Raw genomic sequence first — 11,651 nt, 5'->3', positions numbered from 1 at the left:
AAGCAGTTCCGTCGCGTCGCAACCCGCTACGACAAGCTCCTCGCCAACTTCCGCGGCTTCGTTCTGCTCGCCTCAATCGCCATCCTACTCCGCTGAAATCGTCACCACCGCCTAGAGCGGATCCCATTCCGACGGCATCATCGGAACGGGTGAAGATGCTCGTAAAATCAAATAGTTAGAGCGTTTTCTGCGGGCCAGAGCGAACGAAAAATGTCTGGGGCGGCTCAGCCGCCGCGCGGGGCCAGCAGGATGATGCCGGCGCCGAGCAGGCAGACCGCCCCGCCGAGCAGGTCCCAGCGGTCCGGGCGCAGCCCTTCCACCGCCCAGAGCCAGCCCAGCGAGGCGACGATGTAGACCCCGCCATAGGCGGCGAAGGCCCGCCCGGCGGCGCTGCTTTCCACCAGTGTGAGCAGCGCCGCGAAGGCGGTGAGGGAGGCGAGACCGGGCAGCGCCAGCCAGGCGCCCTTGCCCAGCCGCAGCCAGGCCCAGAAGGCGAAGCAGCCGCCAATCTCCGCCAGAGCGGCGGCGAGATAGACCAGCGCCGTCCGCTCCATGGCCTCAGCCGTGCCTGATGGCGATGGTCTTGAGCGAGGCGAAGCCGGCCAGCGCCGCGAAGCCCTTCTCCCGGCCATGGCCGCTGCGCTTCACGCCGCCGAAGGGCAGCTCGACGCCGCCGCCGGCGCCGTAGTTGTTGACGAAGACCTGCCCGACCTTGATGCCGCGCGAGAGGCGCATGGCGCGGCCCACATCGGCGGTCCAGACGCCGGCCACCAGCCCGTATTGCGTGCCGTTGGCGATGGCGAGGGCCTCGGCCTCGTCGGTGAAGCGGATGGCGGTCAGCACCGGGCCGAACACCTCCTCCTGCGCCAGGCGGTGGTCGGGCGCGACATCGGCCAGCAGGGTGGGCTTGACGTAGAAGCCGCCCTCCGGCGCGTTGGAGGCGATGCGGCCCTCGCCGGCGAAGCGCAGCCCGTCCCGGCGGGCGACGTCGAGGAAGCCGTTCACCCGCTTCTGCTGCTCGGCATTCACCACCGGGCCGAGGTCGAGGTCGCGCTCGGCCGGCCCGGCTTCCAGCTTGCCGAAGCGGGCGGCAAGGTCGGCCACGAAGCGGTCGAAGACCGGCGCCTGCACCAGCACCCGGCTGCCGGCCGAGCAGGTCTGCCCGGCATTCTGGATGATGCCGTTCATCACCGTGGTGGCGGCGGTATCGAGGTCGGCGTCCTGGAAGATCAGTTGTGGGCTCTTGCCGCCCAGTTCCAGCGTGACGGGAATGGTATGCTTCGCCGCCGCCGTCTGCACCAGGGTGCCCACTTCCGGGCTGCCGGTGAAGGAGACATGCGCGATGCCGGGATGCGCCGTTAGCGCCGCGCCGGCCTCCTCGCCGAGCCCGGTGACGACGTTCCACACGCCTTCGGGGAAGCCGGCCTCGGCGGCCAGCTCGGCCAGCATCAGCGAGGAGAGCGAGGCGTCCTCCGCCGGCTTCAGCACGCAGGCATTGCCCATGGCCAGCGCCGCGCCGACCGAGCGGCCGACGATCTGCATCGGGTAGTTCCAGGGCACGATATGGCCGGTGACGCCATGCGGCTCCCAGATGGTCATCACCGTCATGCCGTCGGCATAGGGGATGGTGTCGCCGTGCATCTTGTCGGCGCTGCCGCCGTAGAACTCGAAGTAGCGGGCGCAGGCCAGGGCGTCGGCGCGCGCCTGGCGGATCGGCTTGCCGACGTCGCGGCTCTCGGCCTGGGCCAGCATCTCGGCATCGCGCTGCACCAGGAGCGCGAGCCGGTTCAGCAGGCGGCCACGCTCGGTGGCGCTCATCCGGCCCCAGGGGCCATCCAGTGCTACCTGCGCCGCGCGCACCGCGGCGTCGATCTCGGCCACGCCGCCGCGCGCGATGCGGGCGATGGTGCCGCCGTCGGAGGGATTGATAACCGGCAGGTGCCGCTCGGCGGTGATGGACTTCCCGCCGATCCAGTGGCCGTAGGTCTGCATGGAGCTTCCTCGGTTTGACGCGCTGGCGCCGGTACTAGGACGGATCGGGCGCCGGATGAAGGGCGCGGCGTCGCCCCGCCGGCCGCTTCGTGCCAGGATGGCCGCCTAAGCAACCAGGGGAAGGAAACCGCATGTCCGACCAGCCCGTCCTGCTCGACATCGACGGTCGCGGCGTCGCCACCGTCACGCTGAACCGGCCGCAGCGCGGCAATGCCTATAACGGCGCGCTGCTCGCCGCGCTGATCGAGGGGCTGGACCGGCTGCGCGGCGATGCCGCCCTGCGGGCGCTGGTGATCCGCGGCGCCGGCAAGCATTTCCAGGCCGGCGCCGACATCGACTGGCTGGCCGAGGCTGCCGGCGCCACGCCCGAGCAGGCCTATCGCGCCTCCATGGCCACCACGGAGGCCATGGCCAGGCTGAACGAGTTCCCGCACCCGACCTTCGCGGTGGTGCAGGGCGCCTGCTTCGGCGGCGGTTGCGGCGTGGTCTGCTGCGTGGACGTGGCGCTGGCGACCCCGGCGGCGGTCTTCGGCCTGACCGAGGTGCGGGTGGGCGTGGCGCCGACGCCGATCTCGACGCACATGGTCCACGCCATGGGCCTGCGGCAGGCGCGCCGCTATGCCATCACCGGCGAGCGCTTCGGCGCCGAGGAGGCGCTGCGCATCGGCCTGGTGCACGAGGTGCTGGCGCCGGAGGCCATTGAGGCGCGGCTGGAGACGATCCTGGCGGAGACCATGCTCTCGGCACCCGGCGCGATCGCCGTCACCAAGCGGTCGCTGCTGGAAGCCAACGGGCTGGCGCTGGCGCCGCGCGACATGGCGCAGCTGGCGAACGAATCCTGGATGCAGCGCGCCTCGGCCGAGGGGAGGGAGGGGCTCGCCGCCTTCCGCGAGAAGCGCCGGCCGAACTGGGCGGGCTGAGGCGGTCAGGCCAGCAGGAAGGCCACCGCCGCCCAGCCGCAGAGCAGCACCGCCAGCATCGAGGAGGCCAGCAGCCGCCAGATCTGCGCCGGGCGGGTGCCGTCGGCCAGCAGCCCGGCGATCATGGCGGTGACGCCGAAGCTCATCCCCGCGCCCGCCGCGCCGGCAAAATTGTGCAGCCCGGCAGCGCTGGCCAGCGGCAGGCCCGCCGCCTGCCCGAGCGTCGCCTGCACCGGCATCAGCGCCGCGTTGGAGCCGACATTGCTGCCCGTCACGATGCCGGAGAGCAGGCCGAGCGGCGGCAAGGCATAGGCGGCGAAGGGGCCGAGCGCAGCGGCGGCGGCGGTGGCCATCCCGCTGGCCACGCCCGCGCCCGCCAGCCAGCGCCCGAGCAGGACATAGAGCAGCATCGCCAGGACCGGCCGCCGCGCCCGCGCCAGCGCCATGCCTGCGGTGGCGAGCGCTCCGCGCGGCCGGAGGGCCAGCAGCAGGACGGAGACACTCCACAGCACCACCGCCACATGGTTCAGCGGCAGCCCCGGCAGGTCGGGCCAGGGCTGCAGCGCCGGGGCCTCGTGCCAGGAGCGCGCCAGCAGCAGCGTCAGGGTCAGCCCGGCCCAGGGTGCCAGGGCCAGGAAGGCATGCCGCCAGCCCTGCGCACCATGCGGCGGATCCAGCCGCCAGAGCACCGCCAGCAGCGGCAGGCCGGCGGCCAGGATGCCCGCCGCCTCGAAGGGAAGGGTCAGGTTGGCGGCCAGCAGCAGCGCCGCCACCGCCGCCATCAGGCCAAGCTGCGCCAGCTTCTCCCGCCCCGGCACGGGCAGGCCTGCCGCCGCCGCCACGTGCCAGCCGACCGGCGCCAGGCAGAGCAGCCAGGCGACCTGCGGCCAGGCGGTGGCCAGCGCCACCGTCTGCGGCGGCAGGCCGGCCAGGGCCGCGCCCAGGGCGGTGCCGGGACCGAGGCCCCCCCAGGGCACCAGCACCAGCGCGAGCAGCGCCAGCGCCCCCGCCGGCGCGCCGGAAAGCCCCATCCGTCGCAGCTGCGCCAGGGCGAAGACGGCGCCCACCGCGAAGCCGGTCACGCTCTCCACGAAACTGCCGCCGAGCAGGGTGGCGGCAAAGACACGGCGGGGCGTCGCCGGCCGTGCCGGCAGGCCGGCCGGGGCCAGCCGCACCACCGCGGCATGGAACAGCAGGCCGCCCGCCAGCACGCTGATCGGCTGCACGGCGAGGAAAGCCCCGCGCAGGCTCTCCTGGCCCAGGAAGCCCAGCGGCGGCGTGCCGGCGGGCAGGGTGAGCCAGACCGCCGGCAGGCTGGCTGCCAGCGCTGCAAGGCAGGCTGGCACCGGCCCGGCACGCCCGGAGATCAGCAGCGCAAGAAGCAGCAGGAGCGGCGCGGATTGCAGCAACAGGAGCATGGCCGCACATCCTCCCCCAGCGGCCGCGTTCACGCCAGGGCGGGGCGGCGGTCCTTTGATCGGCTGCCCGACCGGCGCTCCCTTCCACGCCCGGGCGGGACGGTGCAGCCTGCGGCGTGCCATCGAGAAACGACCGGCGGGCCATCAGCCCCCTGGAGGAGACGAAGCATGACCCTGTCCCTTGTCGCGCCCCGCAAGCTGCTGATCGGCGGCGGTGCGGTGCAGCAGCTCCCGGCCCTGCTGCGCGAGCTCGGCCTCGCCCATCCGCTCGTCGTCACCGACCCCTGGATCGTCTCCTCCGGCATGATCGACCGCGTGCTGGCGCCGCTCGCCGAGGCCGGGATCGCCGCCAAGACCTTCTCCGATACGGTGGCGGACCCGACGGACACCGTGGTCGCCGCTGGCGTCGCCCGGCTTCACCAGGAGCATTTCGACTGCCTGATCGGCTTCGGCGGCGGCAGCCCGATGGACACCGCCAAGGCCATGGCGATTCTCGCCGCCGCCGGGCCGGGCCAGGCGATGCGCGACTTCAAGGTGCCCGCCAGCGCCGACCGCGCCGCCCTGCCGGTGATCTGCATCCCCACGACCGGCGGCACCGGCAGCGAAGCCACCCGCTTCACCGTCATCACCGACACGGCCAATGACGAGAAGATGCTGATCGCCGGCCTCGGCGCGCTGCCGCTGGCGGCGGTGGTGGACTACGAGCTGACCTTCAGCGTGCCGCCGCGCATCACCGCCGATACCGGCATCGACAGCCTGACCCATGCGCTGGAGGCCTTCGTCTCGCGCCGGGCCTCGCCGCTGTCGGACATCTATGCGCGCGCCGCCATGCCGCTGATCGCGCGCAACCTGCGCACCGCCTTCGCCGAGCCCCGCAGCGCCGAGGCGCGGGCCGGCATGATGCAGGGCGCCACCCTGGCGGGGCTGGCCTTCTCCAACAGCTCGGTGGCGCTGGTGCACGGCATGAGCCGGCCGATCGGGGCGCATTTCCACGTCCCGCACGGGCTGTCCAACGCCATGCTGCTGCCGGTGGTGGCCGCCTTCGGCCTGGAGACCGGGCGTGCCCGCTATGCCGAGGCGGCGCGCATCATGGGCCTCGCCGAGGCTGCTACGCCCGATGCGGTGGCGGCCGACCGGCTGCTGGCCGAGCTGCGGGCACTGAATGCCGAGCTGGGCGTGCCCAGCCCGCGCCAGTTCGGCGTCAGGCAGGCGGAGTGGGAGGCGGCGCTGGACACCATGGCGGCACAGGCGCTGGCCTCCGGCAGCCCGGCCAACAACCCGCGCGTGCCCGATGCGGCGGAGATCGTCGCGCTCTACCGGGAGGCCTATCCGGGGTAGCGCTGGCGGTGCAGCCCGCCGCGCCAGGCCATGCCCCAGGCGGGCAGGGCGGCGGCGGGCAGCGGGCGACTGACAGCGTAGCCCTGGGCGTTGTCCACTCCGGCGGCGGCCACGGCGCGCCAGAGCTGCGCGTCGGAAATGCCCTCGGCGGTCACGCTCATCCGCCGCGCATGGGCGCGCGCGGTCAGCCGCTCGACCTCGGCGCGGGCGCGCCGCTGCCACGGCATGGCCGCCACCAGATGCCGGTCCAGCTTGATGCCGGCGAAGGGCAGCTCCAGCAGCGCGGCGCGATCCTCCTCCAGCCCCATGTCGTCGATCAGCACCGGCACGCCGGCCCGCTGCAGCCGCCACAGGGCGCGCCGCAGGGCAGGACGGTCGCGCACCGGAGTGGTCTCGGTCAGCTCCAGCGTCAGCGCGCTGAGCGGGAAGCCGGCGTGGCGCATCAGGCGGCGCATCCAGCCCAGCACGTCCCGCTCCAGCAGTACGGCCAGAGGCAGGTTGAGGCTCAATGCCGCACCGATGCGGGCGGGCGCCGCCGACAGCTCGGCGAAGGCCGCCGCCGACACCGCCATGGCGAGGGCCTGAGCCTGCCCGCTTCGCTCGGCGAGCGGCACGAAATGGTCGGGGCCGACCGGCGGGTCGTTCCGCCGGTGCCAGCGCGCCAGGCCTTCCAGCAGCACCGGCCGCCGGTCAGCGATGCGGACCACCGGCTGGTAGCGGACGGTGATCTCGCCGCGCGCCAGCCCGATCGCCAGATCCTCTGGGCCCGCATCGGGGCTGCGCTCGCGCAGGCCGGCCACTTCCCGCAGCGCGGCGGTCAGCGCCTCGGGGAGCGAGGAATCGTCGGCGAGGCCGGGAAAGGCATCGTCGCCTTCGCCCACCACCACGACTCCCGCCGCTGCGAAGGGGTCGGCGGCCGTGGCCCGCAGGGCGGGCCAGCTCTCCCCCGCGGCGGAGGGCTCGCAGACCAGCTGCCGCGCCGTCTCCCCCATGCTGAACAGGTGGCGCAGCGCTTCCCGGCCGGAATCGACCAGATGCGGCGGGCCGCCGGGTAGCCGGGTGGCGGCAACGCGTGCGGCCTCGATGATCGCGGGATCATGCGCCAGCACCAGCAACGATGCGCCGGGATCGGACGGGATGGGTCGGAACTGCAAAGCCATTCATCTCCCCTCTCGCAGGGAAGTCGCGGTGCAGTGTCTAGGCAGCCCATCAGATCTTTGTAAAGAAAAAATATCAGTTTTGAGACCAAACTTGCGTTCACCACAACCCCTGGTTTAATGGTTTTCCGCCGAATGCTGTATTCGTTCGATCAATTAGCCGAGAGGGCTTGCCATCTCGGCCCGGCCGCCACTGCCAGCGGCCGGGAGAGAGTGCGGAAAAGCAAGAACCGCTCAGCGGCCCGGACGGGCGGGCTGCGGCGGCGTGGCCACGGGCTCGGTGCCGCGGCGCAGCCGATTTTCACCCAGGAACAGCAGCAGCGGCGCCGCCATGAAGATGGAGGACCAAGTGGAGGCGACGATACCGAAAATCATGGTCCAGGCGAAGCCGGAGAGTGCGTCGCCCCCGAAGATGGCCAGCGGCAGTGCCGAGAGCAGCAGCGTCATGGAGGTGCCGATGGTGCGGTTCAGCGTCTCGTTGATCGACTTGTCGATCAGCTGCCGCAGCGGCATGGTCTTGTACTTGCGCAGGTTCTCGCGCATCCGGTCATAGACCACGACCTTGTCGTTGACCGAGAAGCCGATGATGGTCAGCACCGCCGCCACGGTGGTCAGGCTGAACTCGATGCGCGTCACCGCCAGGAAACCGACGACCTTGGTCGTCTCCAGGATCAGCGTGATGATGGCGCCGAAGGCGAACTGCCATTCGAAGCGGAACCAGATATAGGCCATCATCGCCAGCATCGAAATGCCGAGGGCGATCAGGCTGCCGGTGAACAGCTCGTCGCTGACGCGGTTGCCCACCGCCTCGGTGCGCAGCAGGCGGGCGCCGGGCGCCACCTGTTCCAGCGTGGCCCGCACCTTGTTGACGGCGGTCTGGGTGGCGCCCTCCTCGCCCTGCACGGGCAGGCGCAGCAGCACGGTGGAGGCATCGCCGAACTGCTGGACGCCAACCTCGCCGAGGTCGAGCGCGCTGACCGCGCCGCGCAGGCTGCCGAGGTCGGCCGGGCCGGGGGTGCGCACCTCCATCAGGATGCCGCCGCGGAAGTCGATGCCCTTCTCCAGCCCGGGATAGAAGGCCAGCACGACCGAGAGCACCGAGATCACGGCCGAGAAGGCCACGCCCAGGATGCGGCCGCGCATGAACGGGATGTTGGTGTTGTCCGGCACCAGCCGGAACAGGGGGCGCGTGAGGAACATCATCGTGCGTTTCCCGATCAGACCGGCAGGGTCTTGGGGCGGCGGGCGCGGTACCACCAGGAGACGAAGAGGCGGACCAGGGTGGTCGCCGTCCACATCTGCACGACCGTGCCGATCGCCACGGTGACCGCGAAGCCGCGCACCGGGCCGGAGCCGAAGGCGTAGAGGCAGGCCATGGCGATGAGGTTGGTCAGGTTGCTGTCCATGATCGTGCCGGAGGCCTTGGTGAAGCCCGCCTCCAGCGCGCTGATCGGCGGCCGGCCGAGCTTGGTCTCCTCGCGGATGCGCTCGTTGATCAGGATGTTGGCGTCGAGCGCGGTGCCCAGGGTCAGCACGATGCCGGCGATGCCCGGCAGCGTCAGCGTGGCTTCCAGCACCGAGAGCGCGGCCAGCATCAGCAGCAGGTTGACCAGCAGCGCCAGGTTGGCGAACCAGCCGAACAGCCCGTAGGCGAGCCCCATGTAGAGAAACACGAAGGCCGCGCCGGCGGCGAGGCTGAGCAGGCCGGCGCGGATCGCATCCGCTCCCAGCTCGGGCCCGACGGTGCGCTCCTCGACCACGGTGAGCGGCGCGGGCAGGGCGCCGGCGCGCAGCAGCACCGCGAGGTCGTTGGCCGAGGCGGCGGTGAAGCTGCCGCTGATCTGCCCCTGGCCGCCGGTGATCGGCTCGCGGATGACGGGGGCGGTGATCACCTTGTTGTCCAGCACCACGGCGAAGCGCTGGCCGACATTCTGCCGCGTGACATCGGCGAAGCGGCGGGTGCCGATGGAGTCGAAAGTGAAGTTCACCACCCACTCGGCGGTCTGGCTGTCGCGCGCGGCGCGGGCATCGGAGAGGTTGGCACCATCCACCTCGATGCGGCGGCGGACCGGGTAACGGACCTCGGCCGTCTCGCCCTGCAGGAACTCGACGCCTGGCGGCGGCAGGCTGGCCTGCAGGTTGGCGTTCTCGTCCAGCAGGCGGAAGGTCATGCGGGCGGTGCGGCCCAGCAGCTCCTTGATCCGGTTCGGGTCCTCCACGCCGGGAAGCTGCACCAGGATGCGGCTCTGCCCCTGCCGCGCGATCAGCGCCTCGGAGACGCCGGTCTCGTCGATGCGGCGGCGGACGATCTCCAGTGACTGTTCCACCGCGCTGCCGGCGCGCGCACGCAGCGCCGCCTCGCTCAGCGTCACGCTGATGGTGCCGTCCGGCGCGGCGGCGAGGTCGAGATCGGGCGCCGTCGCGCCGCCGCCGATCGCCACCGGGTTGGCCAGCTCGCGCAGGGCGGCCATCGCCGCCTCGGTCTGGCCCTGGTCGCGCACGCGCAGGCTCAGCCGGTTGTTCGCCGGGTCGGCCTGCAGGTTGAGGTAGCCGATATTGGCCTGCCGCAGCTTGGTGCGGGCGGCGTCGGCCAGGCCTTCCAGCCGCTCCTTCACCACCGCGTCCAGGTCCACCTCCAGCAGCAGGTAGGAACCGCCGCGCAGGTCGAGGCCGAGCGAGACCTGCCGGGCCGGCAGCCAGGACGGGATGGCCGAGCGCGGGAACAGGTTGGGCAGGGAGAGCAGCACCCCCACCAGGATGACGCCAAGGATCGCGGCAACCTTCCACCGCGCGAAATACAGCATGGCCGAGCAGGCCCCCCGAGCTTGAGGCGCGGAAAATGCTGCCCCGCCGCCGCCGATGCAACCCACCATGCGCGGGCAACAACTCTCTGCTACACGCCCCACCGGCAGAAACGAGGGGGCAGGCAGCGATGCGGCTGAAGCTGGGTGTTCTGGGCGCGGGTCATTTCGGGCGCTTCCACGCGCTGAAGGCGGCGAAGGCGCCGCGGGTGGAGTTCCTCGGCCTGGCCGATGCCGACCCCGCGCGAGCCGAGACGGTGGCGGCCGAGGCGGGCTGTCAGGTCTGGGAGGCCCCGGCGCTGCTGGCGGCGGCGGATGCGGTGATCGTCGCCGCGCCCACCGCCTTCCACCATGAGCTGGCCTCGGCCGCGCTGGCCGCCGGCTGCCACGTCTTTGTCGAGAAGCCCATCGCCGCCACGCTGGAACAGGCGGATGCGCTGGTGGCGCAGGCGGGGGCGGCCGGGCGGGTGCTGCAGGTCGGGCATGTCGAGCGATTCTCCGCCGGCATGGCGACGCTCTCGGGCAGCACCGGGGTCGGCCGCGCGCTCTACATGGAGGCGGTGCGCATCGCCCCCTTCCGCCCGCGCAGCCTGGACGTCTCGGTGGTGCTGGACCTGATGATCCACGACCTCGACCTGGTGCTCGCGTTGGCCGGGTCGGAGCTGGTGGCGGTGGAGGCGGTCGGCGCCGCCGTGGCCTCGCAGCGGACCGACATCGCCAATGCCCGGCTGCGCTTCGCCAACGGCACCCAGGCGACCATCACCGCCAGCCGCGCCAGCCTGAAGATGGAGCGCCGGCTGCGCGTCTTCGGCGCCGAGGGCTATGCCAGCCTCGATTTCCTGGCGCGCGAGCTGAAGCTGGTGCGCAAGGGCCAGGGGGCGCCGCTGGACCAGGTGCCCGGCCATGGCATCGAGCTGCTCTCCTGGCAGGACCACGACAACCTGGAGGCGGAGCAGGCGGCCTTTGTCGCCGCCTGCCTGGATGGCGCGCCGGTCGTGGTGGATGGCCGCGCCGGTCGCGCCGCACTGGACGCCGCCCTGCGGGTGGAGGCGGCGGTGGCCGCCTCGCTGGCGGCGGCGCTGGGCTGAGGCCCGGCCGCCGGGAGCCGGGGGCGGCGCGCCGCCCCCGTTCCGGTTCTCAGCAGCGACTCCTTCTCAGTATCGACTCCGGCCGCGATACGGCGCCGGGCGGCCATAGCTGCGCTGCGGCTCCTGCGACTGGTTATAGATGTAGCCGCCGGCGGCGCCGGCGCCGGCGCCAAGCAGCGCACCCAGCCCGGCATCACCGGTGAAGGAGCCGATGATGCCGCCCAGGGCGGCGCCGCCGGCGGAGCCGCCGACGACATCACGGGTCTGCGGGTTCATGCCGGCGCAGCCGGCCAGCGCCAGGGAGGCCACCAGCGGAAGGACGAGACGGACAGGTCGGATCATGGTCTGGTTCCTTCCCTCAGCGCGCCGTGCCGCCGCGCGCCGGGCGCTGCTGCGTGGTGGTGGAGGAGCAGGGATAGGTCGCCTGTGCCCAGCGGAGCAGCCCTTCCACGGCCGGCTCGCTGTTGTATTGCGGGTTCTGCCGCGCCCAGGCGGCAAAGGCCAGGCCGGACTGGGCGACGGTCGGCGGCGGGTTGGGCAGGCAGAACAGCGGTGGCCGCGAGCTGCCTGCGGGATGCAGGGCGGTGTGATACTGGCCGGCGGCCGTCAGGTAGCCCTGGCAATAGGCGATCGCCTCCAGGCGCCGGGGGCTGTCGGCGGGCGGGTCGCACAGGATTGCCAGATCGGCGACCGTGCCGGCCTGGCTCACGCTCGATGGGGCTGATGACTGCGCCAGGGCGGGTGCGCCAGCCAGGCCAGCAAGCGCCGCAGCAAGGTAGATGGTCCGCATGCAGAAGATCCTCGCGGTTACGTTGCCGCAGGGCCTCGCCCGCCTTTGGCGCGGATGCCCAGCAGCAAAGGGCGACAGCCGCGGGGCCGGAGCCCCACCGCCATCCCTCCAGGAAGCCCCCACCAGCGGCATGGTTGCCGCCATGCG

Annotated in this window: 11 protein-coding genes and 1 pseudogene; 4 read left to right on the top strand and 8 right to left on the bottom strand. The window is 72.4% G+C overall.

The window, feature by feature from the left end; translation table 11 throughout:
* A pseudogene (locus QMO56_RS17705) lies at positions 1-96 on the top strand (IS5/IS1182 family transposase); the annotation flags it as partial.
* Positions 97-224: 128 nt separating this feature from the next.
* Here QMO56_RS17705 and QMO56_RS17700 read toward each other — a convergent pair.
* A complete protein-coding gene (locus QMO56_RS17700; RefSeq protein WP_283527843.1) occupies positions 225-554 on the bottom strand; it encodes a YnfA family protein in 330 nt (109 codons plus the stop codon).
* Between the two features lie 4 nt (positions 555-558).
* Positions 559-1,992: an aldehyde dehydrogenase family protein gene (locus tag QMO56_RS17695; RefSeq protein ID WP_283527841.1), complete on the bottom strand. Its 1,434-nt coding sequence runs from the start codon at positions 1,990-1,992 to the stop codon at positions 559-561.
* A gap of 131 nt (positions 1,993-2,123) precedes the next feature.
* Here QMO56_RS17695 and QMO56_RS17690 point away from each other — a divergent pair, with 131 nt between their 5' ends.
* Entirely contained in the window at positions 2,124-2,912 is a 789-nt protein-coding gene (locus QMO56_RS17690; RefSeq protein WP_283527839.1) for an enoyl-CoA hydratase-related protein, read from the top strand.
* A 5-nt stretch (positions 2,913-2,917) separates the two neighbouring features.
* Here the strand turns inward: QMO56_RS17690 and QMO56_RS17685 are convergent, their stop codons facing one another.
* Positions 2,918-4,330 carry a hypothetical protein gene (locus QMO56_RS17685; RefSeq protein WP_283527837.1) on the bottom strand — a complete coding sequence of 471 codons (1,413 nt, stop codon included), beginning with the start codon at positions 4,328-4,330 and terminating at the stop codon, positions 2,918-2,920.
* A 168-nt stretch (positions 4,331-4,498) separates the two neighbouring features.
* On the opposite strand from QMO56_RS17685, the gene QMO56_RS17680 reads away from it, so the two are divergent.
* The gene (locus QMO56_RS17680; RefSeq protein ID WP_283527835.1) at positions 4,499-5,668 is read left to right on the top strand and encodes an iron-containing alcohol dehydrogenase; all 1,170 of its coding nucleotides are present in this window, start codon (positions 4,499-4,501) and stop codon (positions 5,666-5,668) included.
* Here the strand turns inward: QMO56_RS17680 and QMO56_RS17675 are convergent.
* The 3 genes from QMO56_RS17675 to secD form a co-directional block, all read right to left on the bottom strand.
* Complete coding sequence (locus QMO56_RS17675) at positions 5,656-6,822, bottom strand: EAL domain-containing protein (RefSeq protein ID WP_283527833.1); 1,167 nt, start codon at positions 6,820-6,822, stop codon at positions 5,656-5,658. The genes QMO56_RS17680 and QMO56_RS17675 overlap by 13 nt on opposite strands.
* 237 nt (positions 6,823-7,059) lie before the next feature.
* Positions 7,060-8,025 (bottom strand): protein translocase subunit SecF, encoded by a 966-nt coding sequence (secF, locus tag QMO56_RS17670; RefSeq protein WP_283527847.1) that lies wholly within the window; start codon positions 8,023-8,025, stop codon positions 7,060-7,062.
* Positions 8,026-8,042: 17 nt separating this feature from the next.
* The gene (secD, locus tag QMO56_RS17665; RefSeq protein WP_283527831.1) at positions 8,043-9,629 is read right to left on the bottom strand and encodes a protein translocase subunit SecD; all 1,587 of its coding nucleotides are present in this window, start codon (positions 9,627-9,629) and stop codon (positions 8,043-8,045) included.
* Positions 9,630-9,757: 128 nt separating this feature from the next.
* On the opposite strand from secD, the gene QMO56_RS17660 reads away from it, so the two are divergent.
* Entirely contained in the window at positions 9,758-10,714 is a 957-nt protein-coding gene (locus QMO56_RS17660) for a Gfo/Idh/MocA family protein (RefSeq protein ID WP_283527830.1), read from the top strand.
* A 66-nt stretch (positions 10,715-10,780) separates the two neighbouring features.
* Here the strand turns inward: QMO56_RS17660 and QMO56_RS17655 are convergent, their stop codons facing one another.
* The gene (locus QMO56_RS17655) at positions 10,781-11,056 is read right to left on the bottom strand and encodes a glycine zipper domain-containing protein (RefSeq protein ID WP_283527829.1); all 276 of its coding nucleotides are present in this window, start codon (positions 11,054-11,056) and stop codon (positions 10,781-10,783) included.
* Between the two features lie 16 nt (positions 11,057-11,072).
* Positions 11,073-11,504 (bottom strand): Rap1a/Tai family immunity protein, encoded by a 432-nt coding sequence (locus QMO56_RS17650; RefSeq protein ID WP_283527828.1) that lies wholly within the window; start codon positions 11,502-11,504, stop codon positions 11,073-11,075.
* Positions 11,505-11,651 lie beyond the last annotated feature (147 nt).

Origin of the sequence: Roseomonas sp. E05, assembly GCF_030063475.1 — a bacterium.
Taxonomy (GTDB): Bacteria; Pseudomonadota; Alphaproteobacteria; order Acetobacterales; family Acetobacteraceae; genus Pseudoroseomonas.
The sequence above is the reverse complement of the archived record's forward strand: the minus strand, read 5'-3'. Positions and strand labels throughout refer to the sequence as shown.

What these genes read in the sequence shown, in the direction of transcription:
- QMO56_RS17700 (WP_283527843.1), bottom strand. Translation starts at nt 554, where the DNA reads ATGGAGCGGACGGCGCTGGTCTATCTCGCCGCCGCTCTGGCGGAGATT.
- QMO56_RS17695 (WP_283527841.1), bottom strand. Translation starts at nt 1,992, where the DNA reads ATGCAGACCTACGGCCACTGGATCGGCGGGAAGTCCATCACCGCCGAG.
- QMO56_RS17690 (WP_283527839.1), top strand. Translation starts at nt 2,124, where the DNA reads ATGTCCGACCAGCCCGTCCTGCTCGACATCGACGGTCGCGGCGTCGCC.
- QMO56_RS17685 (WP_283527837.1), bottom strand. Translation starts at nt 4,330, where the DNA reads ATGCTCCTGTTGCTGCAATCCGCGCCGCTCCTGCTGCTTCTTGCGCTG.
- QMO56_RS17680 (WP_283527835.1), top strand. Translation starts at nt 4,499, where the DNA reads ATGACCCTGTCCCTTGTCGCGCCCCGCAAGCTGCTGATCGGCGGCGGT.
- secF (WP_283527847.1), bottom strand. Translation starts at nt 8,025, where the DNA reads ATGTTCCTCACGCGCCCCCTGTTCCGGCTGGTGCCGGACAACACCAAC.
- secD (WP_283527831.1), bottom strand. Translation starts at nt 9,629, where the DNA reads ATGCTGTATTTCGCGCGGTGGAAGGTTGCCGCGATCCTTGGCGTCATC.
- QMO56_RS17660 (WP_283527830.1), top strand. Translation starts at nt 9,758, where the DNA reads ATGCGGCTGAAGCTGGGTGTTCTGGGCGCGGGTCATTTCGGGCGCTTC.
- QMO56_RS17655 (WP_283527829.1), bottom strand. Translation starts at nt 11,056, where the DNA reads ATGATCCGACCTGTCCGTCTCGTCCTTCCGCTGGTGGCCTCCCTGGCG.
- QMO56_RS17650 (WP_283527828.1), bottom strand. Translation starts at nt 11,504, where the DNA reads ATGCGGACCATCTACCTTGCTGCGGCGCTTGCTGGCCTGGCTGGCGCA.